Source organism: Nostoc sp. 'Peltigera membranacea cyanobiont' 210A, assembly GCF_002246015.1.
In the GTDB taxonomy this organism is placed as follows: Bacteria; Cyanobacteriota; Cyanobacteriia; order Cyanobacteriales; family Nostocaceae; genus Nostoc.
Genome location: NZ_NOLJ01000005.1, coordinates 489,237 through 509,748 on the forward strand (window position 1 = coordinate 489,237; position 20,512 = coordinate 509,748).

Here is a 20,512-nt window from a genome sequence, read left to right on the forward strand (position 1 = left end):
TTGTCTTTTAGAAAAAATCCTCTATAAGTTAGACATTTACGCTTATAAACACTTATTTTAGAGGATATTCAAAGGCATATACAGCGTGAGATGCCAATGCTGTGACTTTTCAAAGCTTTGAAATTGCCTTTTCGGGGCAAGCTTTTACTTTGGCTATTTTTATTGTCTCCTTTATATCATCGATATTTCAAGCTAGCTACCAAGGGCGATTCTCATTAGACAATCAATCCATAATGTTGCAACGGCGATCGCTAGCCACAAGCATTTGGCACGCTGTAGGTCAAATAAACGGGTTTTAATGGGTAGCGCTAAATATTCCCCTGCCAACGAAACTTTCAAGGAGAGGAATTAAGGCTCTTCCGTAGGTGTTATGCTAAATTTTAAACTAAAATTAGGAATTCGCCTTTAAAAGAAAGGGTTTCAGGCAGTTACAACCTAGATTTTTTCCCAAAAGCTAAAACGTCAAAATTAAAAGCTGTCTTTATTACCCAGCAAGGGATGTGAGCTAATTTATAGACGTTTTTAGCATAACAAGTAATGAAGAAGCGGAATTAAAGCATTCTAGGTTAGGACTACCCCTTTCAAGATGACTGGTAAAATCTCTCTTTTTCTCTCTGTGCGCTCTGCGTCTGTGCGGTTAAAAAGTAATTTATTTAACTACTCCAGACGCAGAAAACACAGAGTAAAAAGATTAAAGAGGAATTTTTTGACCAAAATTTTTACCCACCTTGAAGGGCTAGTCCTATAAGTATTTAAATCGTTTCTGTAAACATACCAGTTCGGGCAAACTCTTCTTCTTCAGGGGTGAAGAGTGGAGGTTTATCCACAAGGCTAGGCTCAAAGTAGTATGTTTCTTGGAGAAACAGCCCGATAATGACAGCTTCCTCTAAATCTTTGATGTGGTTCTGTGCAACTACACACGCTTCCTTGAGATTATTTGCATCGCCCTTCTCCAGCAGCTTTGGCAATTCCGTTTTTACCCCTGTCAGCCGTGCCAATGGCTTGAGAATTCCGTAGATGTTGTAGATGCGAGCAGTTTCTATGCTGGTGTATTTGAGTGCATTGGCTCTTGCTAACTCAGAGTCAAGGCTGGGCCAAAAACGGGTGGTGTAGAACGCTTTCTCATCCTTGTGATACCATTCTTCCGATCGCGCAATGGAAGAAGAAACGGTGTTATGCAGTTTCCAGAAGAATAACCGCAGGGAGGAACCATCTACGACAGTGAATAATTTCGCCTCTAGTGACACCTCAAAGTCAGTCAGGTTAGGATCGCGCCCAAGCACCAGGTATTCTACAGGATACATATCCACTTCCTTATTTTGGACAACATACATATTCAGGTGGTGTCGGCAGTAAGGACAGGGGTACATTGTGGCAAACAGTTGGAAGAAATCTTTGAAGATTGCGACTGCGGCTTTTTGCTGTTCTGGTGCCTTGGTAGACACAATCTCAGCTGTGGTATGGAAGAAGCGCCACACAGCCGGGCCAATGTAGTAGGGGAAGCTGACTCGCATTTGGGAATCCTTCACCTCAGTCCGATCTAGATAGACATCAATGAATGCTACATACTGCGATAGCGCCCCTGATTCTCGCCCAAACTCTAGGCGTTCGCGGCGTTTCTGCACTCCATTCAGGTAGTGATGCGTTAACCGCCATGCTTGTTTGAGTATGAGTTTTTGTTTGGGAGTGCAACGGGGAAAATTTTCGGCGACATCCGCCCCGTAGCGGTTAAATTCTCCTGAGTTTTTTGTACACTGATACCATTCATCCAAAGCCGCCTGGTTGGGTACGGTGTTACTTTGGATATCTGCTGTGCTAGAAACACTAAACGCTGCCAACAACTTCGGCATAAAGTCTTCATACCAGTATGCTACTGGCATGATTGCACCATCTATTTCTTCAGTTGCTTGGGAGAGAATGACGCGGTTCCACTTGTGCAAATAGTCTTTTGGATTTGCCTGAGATTTAGTTGGTGGTGGAGCCATTTCTTCGTTCAGTTCTATTCCCCGCAGACGATTGAGTTCGTTAATAGCCAGCACACCTTCTACGATGTCACCCAGGCTAAGACTTTTCTTTTTAATCGTAATTGCAAACTCGACTCCGGCAGCAAACTTTTCTTTGACATTGGCAAATTTACTCCGCGCTTCTAAAATCGCTTGCTGTTCTGCCAACATTTCTGGTGTTTTTGCCACTGTTTGCCAGTTTTTGATCCGCTCCTGTAATCGGGCATATTCATCGGCAATTGATTCAACTACTGCATCCAGGACGGGGTAGCAATCTTCGGATACTATACCTAATGCTTTGTACAGTGCGATCGCCTGTTTAACAAACTCCACAAAATCAGTAATTTTGTATGGCAAGTTTTTCACGCGCAAGTGAGTTTCGTGATTTGCAGAGAAACTCTCACGGAAACTGCGATAGGCTGCTCCTTGAATCAAACGAAACAAACCAATCTGCATTTGTAAGGGAGACGTACCGCTTTTTTTCTGATTCGGTGAGTTTGGTTGTTGCGCTAACTGTTCTCTTAACTGTGCCAACTCTGGAGTCGTTGCTTCTGGCGTCGGCTGGGTGCTGGCTGCTGCGGCCTCATTGGAAGTAGCAACTGTCTTGAGCGAACTGTTCAGGGAAATCGGTGAGTCTTGATAACCAGTTTTGCTTTCTGACTCCTCCGGTACTAGCTGACAGAATTCCTCAAAGTCAATTGAGCCATCGCCATCATGATCTACTTCCTGCAACATCTCTTTCAATTCAGCGTCTGTCAGCCCAAACTGAGTCATCACTGTCCGCAGTTCAACGGCAGTAATTTCACCGCTACCGTCTTCATCAAAGGCACTGAAGGCTAACTTGAGGCGGCTTTCGCGATCGCCTACTTTCGCGATCATCAGCGTTTTAAATTCTTCAAAGTCAATAGTGCCTGACAAGTCAACATCAATCTCCTTAATCAAGTCACGCAAACCCGCTTCCGTGGGATTTTGCCCTAGCGATCGCATTACCTCCCCCAGTTCCTCGGTTGAGATCGCTCCGTTGCCGTCTACGTCTAATACTTTGAAAGCTTGCCACAATTTTTCTATTTCTTGTTCATCAATCATGGTTTTGTTCCAATTCTATATCTGTCACTAATAAATTTATTACCATGTTTTCTAACAGCTACTTCAATGCTGTCTAGTTATGTTAGGTAAGTAGTAAATATTAGGAACGTCTGAACTTAGTCCCAACCTTACTTGCAGTCGCCTTGTAAATTTGTCAGTTGCTTATTGTTGCAATCAATGCAGCTTTATGGTTTTAATTGCAAATGCTCCTAGATAAACCAAGTAAGTCAGCGAGAATAAATCAAACTATATTAAGTAATATAAAAAATCTGAATATTATTCTATAGTAAGTGTTTCAGCCCTGATTTGTTCGCGTAGCGTCTCGCAGAGAGGACTAAAATCATCACTACAAACCTTTAATTATTTACGCTGCTGTACTTCTCAAAAGTTTTCTATCTCCCCTTATAAAAACTCCTTTGTCTTATTTCTAGTGTTGGGAATAGGGCAAATTTCTATTTTGCTGAACACTCCATGCACGATCCCATTGACAAAAATTAGGTCTATCGATAAATCTCAAGGGTTCATCCAGAAAGCTTAAACGTTCATCCAGAAAGTTCAAACGTTCATCTACAAAGCTCAAACGTTCGTCCAGAAAGCTCAAACGTTCGTCCAGAAAGCTCAAACGTTCGTCCAGAAAGCTCAAACGTTCGTCCAGAAAGTTCAAACGTTCATCCAGAAAGTTCAAACATTCATCTACAAAGCTCAAACATTCATCCACAAAGCTCAAACGTTCATCGACAAAGCTCAGAGGTTTATCCAAGAGTATAATTTACTAGATGCAAGAGTCCTGCTTTTAAGAAAAAGCTTTAATCTAGTAATCAATCCAATTAGATAAAAATACTGAGGTCGATTAAGTAGCAAATTTGATTCAATGAATCAAACAAACGGTTTTGTCATTGTTCCCGTTTGCTTATTAAGCAATGCTACTTACAGACTGGAACCACATTTTAGACAACATTTTACCTGATGAGAGTAATGAGGCGCTTATCAGCAAGAGATTTGTAGAAGACTTTATAGAGGCACTGGGATTTAATCAACAAGAGCAGGTTCCAGAATTTTCCACAGGAAATGGAACAGTAGATTTTGCTGTTCGCAAAAATACTGATGGTGATAATTTTGTGTTCTCTAAGACTAATCCCTATTTACTTGTTGAAGTTAAGGCACGAGCAACAGGTTCAGGAGCCAAGATTAATTTATCAGAAGGCACTCCTCAATATATAAATACTAGAGAGCAAATAAAAAGATATTTACTTGCTTCTAAGTGCAATACATCTCAATGGGGAATTATTACTAATTCAGTTCATATTCAGTTATTCCGGCGACATGGAAAAGTTGTATTTCCTGCAAGTCCAAGTATTTTAATTAAAAAAGATAATATTAATGCTATTATTTCCCATATCAAACATTTAATTTACAATCCTCCCAAAGCTTTAACTGTTTGTCTTTACAACAATAAAGGAGGTGTGGGCAAAACTACAACAACTGCTAATTTAGCAGCCACTCTTGCACAACAAGGTAAACAAGTTTTAGTAATCGACTTTGATCCACAACAAGGAGATTTAACTAAATCTCTTGGTTTACAGGTAGGAAAAATCAGCTTATATGATTGTCTATCGGATAGAGATTTAGACATTCACGATACAGTTCAACCATTTACAGTCAAATTTAAATCTGGTAAATCATTACAATTTGACGTTATTCCCGCAGATCCAAAACTGGGAAATTTTACAGAACAAGACTTAGCTACAAGAATTGAAAAGGGATCTGCTAGGTTAAAAGATGTTCTAAAAGCTTTTGTGTATGAATATGATTATATATTCATTGACTGTCCGACAAACTGGATGTTTTTTAGTCAAAGTAGTCTCTACGCCTGTGATGCTGTTTTGATACCTACAAAACACAATAATTTAGCATCCCTAGATAATGCCGCTAAAGTAATTAAAGAGTTAGTACCAAAAATTAAGGCAGTTAGACAAGATGGTGGGCCAATCGCCTTACCTATATTTTTTAATGGTGAAAATATCACTCCTCCTCAGCTTAAAATAGCAAATCAGGAAATTGTAGCTATTATTAACAGAGAGATCAAAGCATCAAAGTTTAATTTACTTCCTTATTTTTATCCTAAGTATATAAAAGCTGACACCAACACCAATACAAAAATATTTAGTTTGCCAAGTTATGCAATTGTAGCAGGTGCAGCCTTTGCTCGAATTCCAGCAGCTTTTAAGGATTCTACTGCTGCAAAATATTATCTCGATCTAGCTAAGGAGTACTTTATTATATGAGTGATTTTGATAATATCGGCAAACTAATGCATTTGAAGCTAACTTATATTGAGCCTGGAGAGAAGTTTTCCGAATCTGAATTTATCATCCAAGCAGCAGCAGAGTCTATCCTACAAGCTGATGGGCGAAACTGGATTCCTGTTATTGTTAAAGAAATCGGTGACTATCAATATCAAGTTGTTAGTAATCATTTTGTATATGCAGTTGCTCAACAAGCTAAGTTAGAGCGAGTCTGGTGCATAGTCATCTCACCAGAATCTCAAAGTATTGAGCAAGCAAAAATTTTAGCTAGAGAAGTTTTACCTAAAGTAAATTTGAATACAGCATCACAGGATACTATTCTAGCTGCACTCAAATACTTAATATCAGAACCAAGTAGCGCTTTAAAGAGTGTAAATCCTATTGTTACCACAAAACGAATTGCAGAGTCTAATCGCAAAACTTGGTCTAATTTTAACCCAATTCTTACCTTGAGGTGTGGAATTACTAAAGGCAAAAAGTTGGATGCTCTTGCAAAAGTATTTTTTCTCTCACCATTACAAGCTTTACCACAGTTACCCCCACCAGAAGTTGTGAGTATTAAATCTGCATCAAGAGATGAAGTATTTATTCGTTTGAGTTATTTATCAAAATCTCAAATAGATGGCTTTGAAGCTATTGATATAGAAAAATCATCTGATATTATATTCAGCGCTAGTAAAGGCAAGTGGAAAAGCTTAAATCCTATCTCTAAACTTGAATGTGGCATTGATACTACAAAAATCAAGGCTCTTAAGAAAGTGTTTAGTCTTTAATTTTATCCACCAATTACAGGTATTACCGACACGATTTTCTCGGCTTCATTTACCCTAATCTGCGCCAACCCAAATTGTTCAATTACGGCTGCATTCGTCGTTAAATGTCTACTTACCTCAGCCACCCGGTAATGACTTTCCTGTGAAGCTAAAGCAGCTGGCAATAATAGCTGATCTGCTAAATGTTCATCCACTGGTGCGCCGGTGTAATGAAACTCAAGCAGTTGCTGACAAGCAATCTCTGCAACTGTTTCCGCCGACAACCGCAAACGCCCAAATCCACCAAATCCAGTTAAACTATTCTGATACTCAGCAGTTAAAAAAATACCCGCCCCAGGTGCTACACCTCTTTCTCTTAAGGTCTGTACAGTAACCTTTAAATGGGCCTCCCGTAACAAATTCTCCGCACGATTCGCCATCCGTTGCGGAATATGGGAAGGCAATTCCGTCACCACTGCTAATCCCCGCACCTGTTGTAAATCGCCTCGTTCCAACAAGTCGATCCCACCGAGTTTACCACCGCCATCTACCTGTAACTCTACCTCTCCCCCACCTTGGGGATACCACCCCCAAGCGCCTAACTTGACTTGGGCTTCTACACCCATGCGTTGCAGTATGGGCAGATAAACTTGCTCAATGTACGTCGCTGTCGGGCTAAAGTTTACATGAGTTCCACCCTTTAGTGTCACCAGAGAATTTCCAGATGCTAATGCCAAAGGTAAAAGAATTGTCTGTAAAACTAGAGCGATCGCACCCGCAGAACCACCTTGTTGTGCTTTACTAACATCAAAGGTATAAATTCCCGCTTGCACCGCACTACCTGGGATGAATTCCAGCAGCATTGAACCCAAAGCATCACCCCGTAGTTGGGCATTACAAATTCTCGCCGCCGCCCTAACTGCTGTTAAGTGTTGTGCTGCTAATCCTGGCTTTTTGCGTCCAGCGCGAATGCCTGTAATTCGTATGGGTTCACCGGTGATGGCGGCTAGGCTTAAGGAAGTGCGAAGAACTTGTCCGCCTCCCTCTCCGTAGGAACCGTCAATTTCAATCATGGGCGATTATTGGAATGTTGGATTTTGGGTTATCCCCACGGCTGTTAAAATCAAACCACAAATTATAAACGCCCAGCAACTAGCTTTTTGGATGTAGGTTACACAAATATACAGAGAAATTTCTGATATATGTTTCTGTAGTTTGCTAATTTTGAATTTGGAATTGAAGAACCTTGCTTTTACCGGGGTTCATCAACCCATAAGGATCGACTATTTCTTTAAATTTTAACTGTTCAGGATCGATAACTTTTCTGCCGCCGTCTTCAATAATATACGTATGAGGATTAGCAATACTCACACCCTGTTCTTCGTGATAGCGGATAATTTCATTGAGGCGTTCTTCTGTGGTGTAGCGCACAAGTTGCAATGCACCAGGAACTACGACACCATTCACCCGAAAAAATTCTAAATGCATCATTACCTCATCGCCGAAATAATTATACATCTGCTCTACTAGTTGCAAACTGCCATCATTAGGAAAGAGACTTTGTAAGTATGTAATACCAGCATCTACACTCCGGGCAAGCAAGGTAGTGTGGTTCCAGCTAAATTCCGCTAAATGTGTACCTTTGGCTGCTTCCTCGGCTGATTTTTTATATGTAATCAGACCGCCGTATTGCTGCACCAAAGCCGATAAGAATTCCAAACTCGGTTCAGAAATGATCAAGAATACTGAGTGAGTCCCTTCAGGAATATACTCTTGTACTGCGTGAAAATATTGGGAAATTGGGGATGCAAAGACAGAAATCAACTTCTTAATCATGCCATCAGCATTGCCAATTGCCTGACCAAACTTTGCTGCTGTCATAAAGTCATCAAAGGTGACAATGACTTCTGCCCAAGGATAAGCCGGCCCTAAAGGAATTTCGACTTCAGTGATAATCCCATTAATTCCCCAAGCATGATTTACCTTTTGGACATCATCGCCGCGTAATGCGATCGCACGGGGTTCATCTTCTACAGTTATCACTCGCAATGCTAAGATATTACCGCGATCGCCTAGTAACCCATATTGGATCGAGCCAATACCGCCACTTCCCCCAGCAATAAATCCGCCAATTGTCGCAGTGCGGTACGTGGAGGGTGCCATACGGATTTCCCAGCCGATTTCTCGTGTTTTTTTATCCAAAGCTGCCAACTTCACCCCAGCTTCTACCCTCGCCACCCCTGGTTTTACCCAAAGAATCTCTTGCAAGCGCGTCATATCTAAAATTACGCCACCGTGCAACGGTACACATTGCCCATAATTCCCAGTTCCCGCACCTCGCACAGTTACAGGTATACGATGTTTTGCACAGGCAGCTGCAACTTTTAAAACCTCTGCTTCATTCGCGGGACGCACTACGATATCCCCAACTTTTCCCTCTAGTTTCGACACTAACACGGGGCTAAAAGTGTGATAATCCTGGGATAATTTTGCTACTTGGGTAGAGTCGGTAATAGTTTCTATGCCTTCTAGAGAATTAATCAGAGCATCTAATTTTGTAGTCATAATATATCCTTTTTTTTTAACGCAAAAGAACGCAAAGGAACGCAGAGGAGTTAATTCTCTGCGAACCTTTGCGCTTCCCTCTGCGCCCCTCTGCGTTTTAAAATTTTAACTCTCATGTTTCACAGAACGTTCATGCCACTTATACCAATTCTGTATGAAGATGCGCCAAAATAGAAGATGGTGCATTGGATAGAAGAGTTATGGTTATGAGATGGGAGCAACGCAAAAAAGTTAAATCGGGTTGAATTCTCAGTTATACAGCTAGAGCAATCTCCACATCTCCCAAAGTTCTGAGCGCTATCTTACAAGGCATCCTGTGGGAAGCCGCAGAATCTTCTGATTATGTGAAACTAAAACTAAAAACTAAAAGTACTCCGCAGAATGCCGATAGTAACTGAGTCACTATCTGGTGTGTTACCAGGCTGGATAAGATGAATTATCCCTGGTGTAATACTGATATTATCTGTTAGCTGAAAACGATAAAATGCCTCAATTTGAGTGGTCGTACCTGGTTGTCCACCTGCACGTCCTAAACCTGTATTGATAAAATCAGGGACATTATTCCCTATAGATAAGTCACTACTAGTGATTTTAGGAGGTTGACCGACATAAATTCCTCCTAAATTTCCTTTAGCAAATAAATCAGGGAAATTTAGAAACACCATATAATTTGTCGTTTCTACACTTCCTGATTGCCCAGGAATATAAGATTTAGTATAACCACCCCACGCACCTGCACTAATACGGGGAGAAATTTGCCAAGTGAGAGTTGCACCCACACCGTTAGTTTGTAGCGGTGCTGATTTTCCGGTAGTCGTATTAACTGTAGTTAAGCATTCATCACCAACAAAGGTTAGCAAACAACCATCTGAAGCGTAATTATTAACGTAATACAAACTTAAATCTAGAGTATCGGTTGGTGTCAGCAGTAATTGCACACCTGTAGTGGTGGTTCCATCAAATAAACCGCTACCTTTACCGGGATTTCCTGGTAGATAACTAGTATAAATTGCTTGTAAACTAGCACGTTTAGCAAATTGCCAATCAATAGCTATACCGCCGTGACCATATCCCATATTTAAAATTGGGTTTCTTTGGGCAAAATAAGATAATGGCCCGGTTGCAGCACTTTCTACCCGATTGGGGCCTCGGAAAGCAGCTGGCATACTTACGCCTTCTGTTCCTACCATTACTGCTAATTTATCTGTCACCAGCCAATGAAAATTTAGGTCACTTACAATCAAGCTATCTGTAGGAAATTCGTAGCCAAGTAAAACATCATTCCGGGAAACACTATTGGTAAATCTAGGTGTAGTTTTTCCTTTACCATCTAAAAGACCTGTAAACAAGTAACTACTGGGAGTGATTTGACTAGTTAAATACAACTGTGCCAGGGAAATAACATTAATATTTGTCCCTGCATCATCTGTATCTTTTTGTCCATCTCTAGGATTAACATCACCACGATTGTTAGTTCGTCCTTGAATGCCAACTATCAGTAGTCCACTGAGTTTAGTTGTTGTTGAGAATTGGTTGGCTTCAATTTCAGCAGTTTTGGCTTCTAAATTATCGACACGACCCCGCAAAGTTGCTAATTCAGGAGCAAATTCTGACTGTAATTTTTGTAATATTGCTAAATCTTCGCGAGTGACTAAATCGCTGGTGGCTGTAGCGATTAATTCGTTGACTCTATCTAAACAAGCATTTACACCCGCAGCAAATTCATACCGAGTTAAGGCGCGATTACCGCGATAGTTGCTGTCTGGATAGCCGGCTATACAACCATAACGTTCTACCAAAGACTGCAAGGCTTGGAATGCCCAATCGTTGGGTTGTACATCCTTGAGTTGAGATACCGATGTAACTTGGTTCATCGGTTCTTCTGGAGAGAAGGAGGAAGATAAGGGCATAATATTATCGCCCTTAACTCCTATCTCCTGAGTAGTTTCTGTATTGATGTACTCTTGTGCTAATGCTTTTTGTGCAACTCCATTTATTCCCGCAATTAGTAACCATGCGAGCATCCAGGTTTTGCGATGACTGCGGCTAATAAGTCTACCTTTCAATTTTTTACACTCTGCTCACATACTTAAGTGAAGAGTGTATTCCCGATTGCCTAGCGTTCACATGGGGACATTTACGGATTTTGTCCCAAATTAGACTTAATGCTTCTGGGCAACTTTTGCAAGGGCGAGTATAACAGGGTATTGGGGAATGGGGACTGGGCACTAGGAAAGAGTTTCTCAATCCCTAATCCTCAATTCTCTAATCCCGAATCTATGGCAAATCGTTCACGCAAGCTGAAGCCAAAAGCCTCTAAACTAAATCAACCTCGTGCTGGTGCGATGAAACGCGTCGTTAAAAAACCCCAGAAAAAGCTAAAACGAGGAAGTTGGTTGTCGTCAATACTAGCGATGTCTACGACGGGCTGCGCCTACGCAATTATCTTAAGTAGTGCTAGTCTAGTTATGGCTTTTGCCTGGATTAGTGTTCTCTTCATCTACAATCCAGACGAGGTAAGCTGGCTAAATAAAATTTTACCTGCATGGGCACAAATCCCCCTTGGTAAGCACGAACGTCCCCAAACTCTCAAACAAATTCAACTCGATTTGAGTAAAAAAAACCAAATATTTGGGGAAACTCTACCTTTACATCAGGATGTGAAAACCTCATTTTTACTACCAGTTTTTCAACAACGTGCTAATTGTCAATTTGATTGTGAAGAACTGGTGGAACTCAGGGTTTACGAGCTATCAGTTGAGTTAGAGTTTAAATCTCAGTCAGAAAATTATTACTATCTAGCAACTCAATTACCTATAACTGGCCCAGATGAATCCTTTTTGATTTCTTCTCTGCTTGATGAAACTTCAGAACCCCAGGATATCAGTATTCCCCTACCTTTAACTGAAGTGCAACGCTTTGAAGGTAAGACACCATCATCAGGGGTTTGGTTTGATTTGCGGGGTAAACGCCAACAAGCAGCTGGTTCCATCCACTACGGTTACGTCGTATACTACAATCCAGAACGCACGAATTTACTACAAATGTTGTCTTGGATTAGTCCTAATGGACAATTGCCCAAATGGCAGCAGGTAACTGGTGATGGTACAAAAGAGTTAGTTGTCGATCAAACAGTAGGTTTAGAACCGCACTTACAGGTTTACCAAGTCAAACCTCTAAAGTTATTCCTCAAACCAATTCAATTGGAGGCGATTAACCTCAAATCATCGACCTTCAAGGATTCTGGATACCAAAGTGCCCTGTCAATTGCTCGTAGTGGATTGTGGACACCAGCCTTTGAATGGTTGAAATTCATCAAGAAACAGCGCAAAGGAGTTTTACCAGAAGTAGCACAAGCGCAAATGGATTTGATTCGCTTGCATTCTCAACTTACTAAAACTCAAGCCCAGAAAATTTGGGCAAGTCCTAGTCAAGAAGTGCTAGCAGATTTGATTGATGGCCGCTGGGAGAAAGCTTTACAGGTATTTGAAGCGTCGCCACATAATGCCCAAGAAATTGCTACTCTACTCAAAGCTGATGAAAAACGGTTGTGGAATCGCACAGTGGCGGCGTTGCAGGTGAACCCAAATAGACGAGAGGTGCAAGCTTGGTTTGCGTTGATTTTAGCAGCGCAGCGGGGAGAAGGACATGCTAATTCTTGGTTAAAGGCGCAACCAAAAATTACCAAAGAGAACCTTGACTATATTCAAAGTTTGTTGGCAAGACTCAATGGTGAGGGTACATCGCAAATATCCTCTACTCACCTTAGTCAGATTGTTGGTACGGTGCAACCAATTACTCAAGTTACCAATACCGAATGGCTGCAACCAAATTCCCCAGCAAATTTGAAACTTACGGATAACCAAGTTTGGTATCAGGTGGAGGTGAGTGCATTTAATGACGGGAAACGCTGGCTAAATTTCCCCTTTGAGAATTTCAACCCACCGAAAACTGATGCCGCCAAATTTTTCTGGAAAACTTTGGGAATCACTTCTGACCCGGAAATCCAGATTATAGTGTGGTTGCCAAATGGAGAACAAAAAATTACTATCGCCGCTATCAAAGCGGTGCAACTACGGGGTAAAGTTTTGCGCCTATTAGCTGCTGGCCCAAAAATTCCAGATAATCAAAACGATGTTCTCCAACCCAAGCCTTTAGCTTTGACCAATGCAGCACTGGAATGGGTGCAACCATCTCCTATTACTCTACGAGAACTGCATCAACAAAATCCCCAAGGGGTGAAGGTAATGCTATCGAGTCTGTGGCAATCTTTACAAAAATCTGGTGAACTTCCGACTGGTAATATTCCTAGCTTTGAACAGATGCAGGAAAAATTGGGTGATTGGCCCGTTCAAGTGATTGATTTAACAAATAACGCTCAATCAGAAATAATCCTGACTATCTCACCAGAAGCCATAGCATCCTTGAATCAGCCGACACCTGAAATTCAGGGAGAAAAACCAGAGCAACACCGTGACCGGACTATAATTTTGTCTGATGTAAATAAAGTCATTTACACTGATTTTACAGGAAATTACTTACAAAGACTCTCTGCGATCGCCAAGCTTTCAGGGGTGCAATCCTTAGCTTTACTGGTAGAAAATGCTCATAACTACAGTTTGAGGCGCTGGTCAGAGAAAAATCAGCGCTTTGAATAACGCACCCCTGACTCAAATTTCCCCTTTACTCAATATTTAAATTAAAAAGGGGAAAAGCGTAGGCGTAGCCCGTCGTAGACATCGCTATCTACAAGACTGACTTATTCTTCTTTTTGGTTGGTTTCGGCTAAACGTTGGTGCTTCAGATTTTCCAATTGCTGCAACAGAGAGTCTACCTCTGCTTGTAAATGCATCAATTTAGCTTGCTGGTCATCTTGATAATAAGACTTGGTTAACTTACTGACCCAGGCAGTCTGGGACTCGCAATCGGAAACACTAGATAAATAAGTAGGCATCGCTAATTAAATCCACTATTTAACTCACACCATTAGAAATATTATAATAATGCTCTTTTAAGCTTTATTAAAGTATTGTATCTTTTCAATCAATTACTCTAATGGATTTTGGGTTCAATCATAAGAGACGGCGATCATAATGGCTGTGTTCCAAAGAAAACATCGCCCCAAGTGTGCAAAGCTTCCGTCCACTCGACGGTACTTAGCAATACTTAAATTGATAGCCTGTCAATTATGGTTGTATGAATTATTATCGCCCTTTTAGAACAATAGACGGTAGTCAAAAATTCCCAATATTGGGAAAGTTTACTCACTCTTCTAATTGCAACTCTGTGGCCATTTTCACCCATGACTCGGCAATTCTCATCATGAGAATAGTTGTTGTTGTCATTTATACCTATACAAAACTCCCGTATTATAACCATTCTCATAATCAGAATTGCTGGCTTTTCTTAGTGCCATTCGGCTTTCTGACCTAGTTAAAGAAGGTGCAAGATATCTATCTGGGGGTTGAAGTGGATTTTTGGGTAGAAAAATTATCTGTAACTCGAAAAATTCACAAATTGGGGTGGGGAAACGTCCTAAAAGCAGGGAATGAAAAAACCATATCCCTTAGTCAAATCAATTACAAAACAGGTTGATGCTCCCCACAGCATAGGCGGATGGGGATTCTTAAGCAATCCAGAAACGGATTCTCAAAGGCGCTATCAACGCACCTCTAAGGTTCGCAGTGCGATGCAAAAGGTAACAGAAAAATCGGCGGTGCCGATCCATTAGCAGTTGTGAAAGAAGAAGCTAAATCAGCCACTGGGTCACTATTGTCATTAATCAAGCTATTCGTTCCTGTGTAGCTACTTCGCCTTGGCTAAAATCCTTGCTTCTCAAAATTGACACTTAACCATGTCAAAGAGCGATTTCTAATCAATTTCGCTACCATTAAACGGAAGTTACCCCGCAAAGCGGGGTACTTCTGAAAACAAAAGTGTTAAATATTAAGAAAAAGCTAATAAAAATCGCCCAAAATATGTTAAATTCTGGGCAAAGTATTAAAATATTTTAGTTAAAACAAACAAAGCAATTATTAACTATTTTGATATGCCTCAATTATTTCATTATCTCCGTACCTGGATAACGTTAGGCTTACTTTGTCTAGTATTAGGCTGGTCACTTCCTGCACAAGCAGTCAGCGAAATTAATCCCCCTCTAGAACAGCAAGTATTACAAATTATCCGCGAACACCCAGAGGTAATTATTGAATCCGTGCAGGACTATCAGGAGCAACAGCAACAGCAATTCAAGCAAGCACAACAGGTTTTTTTACAGGATTTAAAAATTAATCCGCAACTAGTTATTGGCGATTCTCCTACTATCGGCTCGGCTCAATCAAAAATTGTATTAGTAGAATTCTCTGACTTTCAATGTCCCTACTGTGCTGAGGCACATAAAAAACTTAAGCTATTGCTAGCAAAGCATAAAAATGATTTCATATTGGCTTATAAACATTTCCCCTTGACTGAAATTCATGCTGAGGCACTACCAGCTGCACAAGCTGCTTGGGCAGGAAATCAGCAGGGCAAGTTCTGGGAATATCACGATGCATTGTTTACTAATCAAAAGGGACTTGGCAAAGATTTGTATTTAGATATTGCCAAAAAACTTAAATTGGATTTGCAAAAGTTTGAGCGCGATCGCTTGCTTGCGAATACTGCTATTGAGGAAAATATCCAACTCGCTCAAAAATTGGGTATTGCTGGCACACCCACCTTTGTGATGAGTAGTAAAAATTTCTCTGGTGTGGTGCAATTATCAGACATTGAGAGTCAACTTGCTAATATTGAAAATCAGTAGACCGAAAACTTTTGCGATGCCTTCTCTACGAGAGGCTTCTCTTTCAGAGACGCTAACGCGAACGCCAACGGCGGGCGTAGCCATCGCTCAATGATGGATAATTGCAAACCTGATTGTTCTCTGAAAAACTGTACTTTTTGATCCAGTTTTTGAAAATTTCGTTGATAGATGTTACATAAGTAAAACTAATAATTTGAAGACAAAGGTAAGGGTAGCTCCCCACCAAAACTATATTCTGGTGGGGAGCTACCCTTACCTTTTTGGCTGATTTATTAGCTTTACTTATGTTGTGAGTCCAAATGAGCTATTCAGTACAAGTATTCAACAGCACTGATTTTAGACTAAAAGATAGTGTCACAGCTATTCATCTCGGAACGCTACGCGAACGGTGAGCTTCTCTACGAGACGCTTCTCTTCGAGAGGCTTCGCCAACGCGAACGCTAACGCAAAACTTTTCGGTTTACTGAATTTACGCAAGATTTATATGTAGACCATATCAAGAATTCCGCTAAATTATGAAAAAATGTTGGGCAATTTGTTAAATATAAGGTCACTATGGCGGTTAAAATAGACAGATATTCTAAATAAAAATGGCAAGTGAAACACCTCCACCAGAAAAAATAAGATTCTTTAAGTAGTAATATTCTTTTGGAATTAAGGATCTGGGACAGGGCAAAGAAAAACTCAGTTTCTTCAGCTTCCCCATCCTGCGCTTCCCTATGCCAGCCTTTCTAAATATCCAATCCTTACATTAAGAAATTTTAAATCCCGTGACTTTGAGCCTGTCTGTTGCTACATCTCATCGCCAACCCTGGCCCGGACTGATAGAAGCCTATCGCGAATACTTGCCTGTCAGCGAAGAAACACCGATTGTGACTCTGTTGGAGGGCAACACACCTCTAATACCAGCGCCAGCGATCGCAGAACGCATTGGCAGACAAGTACGGGTTTTTGTAAAATACGACGGTCTAAATCCTACCGGCAGCTTCAAAGACCGGGGGATGACTATGGCAATTTCCAAGGCCAAGGAAGCAGGGGCAAAAGCAGTCATTTGTGCCAGCACGGGCAACACCTCAGCCGCCGCTGCCGCTTATGCCAGACGGGGAGGCATGAATGCCTTTGTATTGATTCCCGATGGCTATGTGGCGCTGGGCAAGTTAGCTCAAGCATTACTATACGGCGCAGAAGTATTGGCAATTAAAGGTAATTTTGACCAAGCTCTAGAAATTGTCCGCGAGATGGCCGAAAGCTATCCGATCACTTTGGTGAATTCAGTCAATCCATACCGCCTAGAAGGACAGAAAACAGCAGCCTTTGAAATTGTCGATGCATTGGGTGATGCACCAGACTGGTTGTGTATTCCCGTGGGCAATGCCGGAAATATCACAGCATATTGGATGGGATTTTGTCAATATCATCAAGCCAGAAAGTGCGATCGCCTACCCAAGATGATGGGATTCCAAGCCGCAGGAGCAGCCCCCTTAGTACACGGTCAGCCAGTGGCGCATCCCGAAACCCTAGCAACAGCAATTCGCATTGGCAACCCTGCAAGTTGGGATTTAGCGATCGCAGCCCAAACCGCCAGTCAGGGAAATTTCCACGCCGTTACCGATGCCGAAATTCTCGACGCTTATCGACTTTTGGCAGCATCAGAAGGTATCTTCTGCGAACCTGCTAGCGCCGCTTCTGTAGCCGGGTTGTTGCAGGTGAAAGACCAAGTTCCCACAGGGGCGACAGTCGTTTGTGTTCTCACAGGCAATGGTCTAAAAGACCCAGATACAGCCATTAAACACAATCACAGTCAATTTCAACAAGGTATCGCGGCAGAACTAGGCGCAGTAGCCAAGGCAATGGGATTTTAGGGCATTGGGCATGGGAAGAGGCAGAGGGGCAGAGGGGCAGAGGAGAAAAACTTACTGCAACTTCTCCCCTGCTCCCCTGCTCCCCTGCTCCCCTGCTCCTCTGCTCCCTGCCACTGCTCGTTCGTGTGTCAAGCTATCAATAGCATCACCCAAGGCAGTAGTCAGGCTATTGCGGCTTTGGGCATGATTATCCTGCTCAGTTTTCAAAGCTTGCAGAAGGCGATCGCGTTCTTTAATCGCGGCGATAAGTTTAGCTTGCAAGTCTTCCACAGATTTTAGCTGTTCTATTTCTTGTTGAATCGCTACTGGTGTCCCAGCAGCCAGTGTGTCTACTTCAAGACCTTGGAGTTTATGCAGTTCTGCCTTGAGAGAGGCGATCGTCTGTTGGGAAAGTTGGGTATCTGTGCGGCGTTGTTCTGCTTCTGTGTTGTAAAGCTGACGCCATTTTTGGGCACTTTCCCAAGCCGTATCGCGCTCGTGTTGCAGCTGTGCCATCTGCTCTTTAATTACCTGGATTTCTGTCAACCACTGTTGTGTTAAAGCAGCCGTATTATTAGTATTTTCAGCCATTTTTATCCTTGTACGTACTATAAAAGTACTATAATACTGTTTTTCGCCAATCAAAAAAGCACGAAGCTCAAAAGCTTGCTATTAAATGTTTTTTATATTACTCCAAGAACTCGCGAGCAATTTTAATACGTATACGTAACAAGCAAACTGGGCTTTTGCAATGACTATGCATTTTTAAAATTCGTCTTATTTTAGTCCTGGCTCTAGTTTTAGATAGATAACGTTTTTCTAACGCCTTAAGGTATTAGAAAAATGTTTTTATAAAAGGTATAAATAGACAAAATTAATTTACGGTAAGGATGAACCTTTTGAATATTTTTCGCGGAAAATAAATAACCCCCTTTTGGCAGGAGGTTACAGTTACATTATTAAATTTTGTTTCGATAATACTACAACTGTAGCTTTTCAGAATCAATTAGCGTTCTAGCATTTGAAAGGCACTTCTCTGCTTATGCGGGTATACCTGGGGTTAAGGTTGTGTTGTGTCCATCTATGGGAAGTAGTGAAGAAGATAAACAACTGTGGAAGCAGGTTTCAAGTGGAAGGCTTGAGATGATGGTTAATGATTGTGACGGTGTAAATTTTTTTGAGGTAGGGAAAGAATACTATTTAAATTTCACTGAAGCTACGATTGATTAGAGGTATTGTGAAATGAGAATAAATAAAGGGATAGAGAGAGTCTATCCCTTTTTATTGTTTAGAGTTCTTCAAGAAAGACTAGAGAAATTGCAAATCGAGGTTGTAGGCTTGATATACGGGTGTGAGGTATTATGTACATAAACGCCTCACATCATAAGTGACGCTCAAGCGTCATCGGGGAGGCGCGCACCAGCATATATAAAAATACCCAGCCTATTTATTCTTTCCAAATCTTCATCTGTTGCTACATCCGCAAAATTCCCCTCTCCTAGTTCCAAATTTAGAGAAGCTCCCCCCACAACAACAGTGGCATACACAAAAAACCTCTAGAAGGCTTATTCCTAGAGGTTTTATATTTACTTGGAGTCTGTACTTGGAGAAGTTTGGAAAATATTTCTCTATTTACTTCTAGTGAGTTCTTCAATCATTTTTTTCATCTCTTCCATCTGTTCTTGTTGCAACTTGTTTTGCTGCTTAAGTAAATCGATTTCTGATTGTTGCTGTGCTTGTTGATTAGCTGGTACTTCACCATAACCCGGCTTAATCCGTCTGTTAGCTTCCCAATAATGCTTATCATTTACTTCTGGATGATGCCCACACCAGCTAGCTACTACTCTTTGGTCGATGCCGTAAACGTTTTGTTGAATACAACTAAACGTATGCCTAGTACAGCGCGGCGGAAATAAGCAGACCATTAAATAGCCAAAACTTTGCCCTTATATGTCCACTTAAAAGGTTTAGCCATTGTTTGGTTAAAGTAGTCGATAAACTTGAGGATTCGATTTTTCAAATCATCCTGACTGACGAAACTGGCTCTTCTGAGTAACTTGCGAACCAAAATACTGAACCAAATCTCAATTTGATTGAGCCATGAAGAATGTTTAGGAGTGTAATGCAACACAATTCGGTGTGCTGGGTCACGCAAAAAAGTCATGCGGGATTTCATTGATTTGAGGATGCCACTTTCTCCCTTAATACCCAGATCAATATCCAAACCTTCCATTTGTGCAACTAAACGAACCAGGGATTCAGACTGATGAGTGTTCAGACAATCCATAATCAGATGCCATTTTTTGGCATCTGGGTCAGTTTCAATTGTTCGGCGAACATGAAGGGTAAAATCAACTTCTGTTCTTGTATCTGAACAAGTCGGCTGGACAATTTGACCAGTAGCAACATCGAAACTGGCAATTAAGCTTTGTGTACCGTGACGGATGTACTCAAATTCTCTTCTTTCGACTTTGCCTGGTCGCATTGGCAAATCCTTTTCTAACCGTTCAGTGGCTTGAATACCTGTCATTTCATCAATGGATATTGTGCGCTCCCCCTTTATATGACGCTCAATGGCGCTGATATATAAACCAGTTATATCTTCCACTTTGGCATCAAATTCTTCGTCCACAGGGGGGGGTTAACCAGTAGCGACTCTGGTGGGGTTTAAGTTCTGCTTCTTCAAGCAATCTTCCAATATGGCGAACAGATATGCTTTCAATAATACCTTGTTTCATAATTTCGTTCGCTAGTTCTCTCGCTGTCCAATGACTTATTGACCGTCCGTAATCTTCAGGTGGAGAACAGGCCAATGCAAATAATTCGATTACTTGTTCCATACTAAATTTTACTGGTGTGCCAACACGCTCTTGATCTTGTAATTTTTGAAAAACCGATAATTCTTGACCCTCGGTTTCTAACCATCGGTTTCGCCATAAACGAGCCATCTGCCTATTAATATCTAAATTTCGGGCTATTTGTCGATGGTTTTGACCCTCAGATGCCATGAGAATTATTTTGGCTCGTATTGCTATCTGTTGCGGCGTGTTGTGCCTGTTTATCAACTTTTGCAGTTGCTCACGCTCTTCATCACTTAAATTTAATATTTTAGGAGCTAATCTAGCCACACCTTGATTCCTCCATCTGTCCCTACCAA

The 20,512-nt window shown here is 41.3% G+C and carries 18 protein-coding genes; 7 read left to right on the top strand and 11 right to left on the bottom strand.

Annotated features, from left to right (window positions below; all coding sequences use genetic code 11):
* Positions 1-101: 101 nt before the first annotated feature.
* On the top strand, positions 102-299 hold the full coding sequence (locus CDG76_RS36270) for a hypothetical protein (RefSeq protein ID WP_143854113.1): 198 nt from the start codon (positions 102-104) through the stop codon (positions 297-299).
* 453 nt (positions 300-752) lie between these two features.
* Here CDG76_RS36270 and CDG76_RS18135 read toward each other — a convergent pair whose 3' ends face one another.
* Positions 753-3,089 (bottom strand): EF-hand domain-containing protein, encoded by a 2,337-nt coding sequence (locus tag CDG76_RS18135; RefSeq protein WP_094350351.1) that lies wholly within the window; start codon positions 3,087-3,089, stop codon positions 753-755.
* 427 nt (positions 3,090-3,516) lie between these two features.
* Entirely contained in the window at positions 3,517-3,849 is a 333-nt protein-coding gene (locus CDG76_RS18140; RefSeq protein WP_094350352.1) for a hypothetical protein, read from the bottom strand.
* Positions 3,850-4,009: 160 nt separating this feature from the next.
* On the opposite strand from CDG76_RS18140, the gene CDG76_RS18145 reads away from it, so the two are divergent.
* Positions 4,010-5,374, top strand: coding sequence for an AAA family ATPase (locus CDG76_RS18145; RefSeq protein WP_094350353.1), 1,365 nt, complete (start codon positions 4,010-4,012; stop codon positions 5,372-5,374).
* Positions 5,371-6,168 carry a hypothetical protein gene (locus CDG76_RS18150; protein ID WP_094350354.1) on the top strand — a complete coding sequence of 266 codons (798 nt, stop codon included), beginning with the start codon at positions 5,371-5,373 and terminating at the stop codon, positions 6,166-6,168. The genes CDG76_RS18145 and CDG76_RS18150 overlap by 4 nt, the downstream gene beginning before the upstream one ends.
* 2 nt (positions 6,169-6,170) lie before the next feature.
* Here the strand turns inward: CDG76_RS18150 and rtcA are convergent, their stop codons facing one another.
* The 3 genes from rtcA to CDG76_RS18165 all read right to left on the bottom strand — a co-directional run bounded on the left by rtcA (position 6,171) and on the right by CDG76_RS18165 (position 10,736).
* On the bottom strand, positions 6,171-7,220 hold the full coding sequence (gene rtcA / locus CDG76_RS18155) for an RNA 3'-terminal phosphate cyclase (RefSeq protein WP_094350355.1): 1,050 nt from the start codon (positions 7,218-7,220) through the stop codon (positions 6,171-6,173).
* A 145-nt stretch (positions 7,221-7,365) separates the two neighbouring features.
* On the bottom strand, positions 7,366-8,712 hold the full coding sequence (locus CDG76_RS18160; protein ID WP_094350356.1) for an FAD-binding oxidoreductase: 1,347 nt from the start codon (positions 8,710-8,712) through the stop codon (positions 7,366-7,368).
* A gap of 356 nt (positions 8,713-9,068) precedes the next feature.
* The gene (locus CDG76_RS18165; RefSeq protein ID WP_094350357.1) at positions 9,069-10,736 is read right to left on the bottom strand and encodes an iron uptake porin; all 1,668 of its coding nucleotides are present in this window, start codon (positions 10,734-10,736) and stop codon (positions 9,069-9,071) included.
* 255 nt (positions 10,737-10,991) lie between these two features.
* Here CDG76_RS18165 and CDG76_RS18170 point away from each other — a divergent pair, with 255 nt between their 5' ends.
* Entirely contained in the window at positions 10,992-13,370 is a 2,379-nt protein-coding gene (locus CDG76_RS18170; RefSeq protein ID WP_094350529.1) for a hypothetical protein, read from the top strand.
* A 101-nt stretch (positions 13,371-13,471) separates the two neighbouring features.
* Here CDG76_RS18170 and CDG76_RS18175 read toward each other — a convergent pair whose 3' ends face one another.
* The gene (locus tag CDG76_RS18175) at positions 13,472-13,666 is read right to left on the bottom strand and encodes a hypothetical protein (RefSeq protein WP_094350358.1); all 195 of its coding nucleotides are present in this window, start codon (positions 13,664-13,666) and stop codon (positions 13,472-13,474) included.
* Between the two features lie 594 nt (positions 13,667-14,260).
* Here CDG76_RS18175 and CDG76_RS18180 point away from each other — a divergent pair.
* The 3 genes from CDG76_RS18180 (at position 14,261) to thrC (ending at position 17,376) form a co-directional block, all read left to right on the top strand.
* A complete protein-coding gene (locus tag CDG76_RS18180) occupies positions 14,261-14,443 on the top strand; it encodes a hypothetical protein (protein WP_094350359.1) in 183 nt (60 codons plus the stop codon).
* A gap of 318 nt (positions 14,444-14,761) precedes the next feature.
* The gene (locus CDG76_RS18185) at positions 14,762-15,514 is read left to right on the top strand and encodes a DsbA family protein (protein WP_190240889.1); all 753 of its coding nucleotides are present in this window, start codon (positions 14,762-14,764) and stop codon (positions 15,512-15,514) included.
* 770 nt (positions 15,515-16,284) lie between these two features.
* Entirely contained in the window at positions 16,285-17,376 is a 1,092-nt protein-coding gene (gene thrC, locus CDG76_RS18190) for a threonine synthase (RefSeq protein WP_094350361.1), read from the top strand.
* A gap of 51 nt (positions 17,377-17,427) precedes the next feature.
* Here thrC and CDG76_RS18195 read toward each other — a convergent pair whose 3' ends face one another.
* The 5 genes from CDG76_RS18195 to CDG76_RS18210 form a co-directional block, all read right to left on the bottom strand.
* Positions 17,428-17,946 carry a hypothetical protein gene (locus CDG76_RS18195; protein WP_094350362.1) on the bottom strand — a complete coding sequence of 173 codons (519 nt, stop codon included), beginning with the start codon at positions 17,944-17,946 and terminating at the stop codon, positions 17,428-17,430.
* An 803-nt stretch (positions 17,947-18,749) separates the two neighbouring features.
* Complete coding sequence (locus tag CDG76_RS37425) at positions 18,750-18,902, bottom strand: hypothetical protein (RefSeq protein WP_190240891.1); 153 nt, start codon at positions 18,900-18,902, stop codon at positions 18,750-18,752.
* Between the two features lie 81 nt (positions 18,903-18,983).
* A complete protein-coding gene (locus tag CDG76_RS18200) occupies positions 18,984-19,280 on the bottom strand; it encodes a DUF5320 domain-containing protein (protein ID WP_094350363.1) in 297 nt (98 codons plus the stop codon).
* Complete coding sequence (locus CDG76_RS18205) at positions 19,280-19,987, bottom strand: transposase (protein ID WP_223265263.1); 708 nt, start codon at positions 19,985-19,987, stop codon at positions 19,280-19,282. The genes CDG76_RS18200 and CDG76_RS18205 overlap by 1 nt, the downstream gene beginning before the upstream one ends.
* Positions 19,971-20,483, bottom strand: a complete 513-nt coding sequence (locus CDG76_RS18210) for a helix-turn-helix domain-containing protein (RefSeq protein WP_094350179.1) — start codon at positions 20,481-20,483, stop codon at positions 19,971-19,973. The genes CDG76_RS18205 and CDG76_RS18210 overlap by 17 nt, the downstream gene beginning before the upstream one ends.
* Between the last annotated feature and the right edge of the window lie 29 nt (positions 20,484-20,512).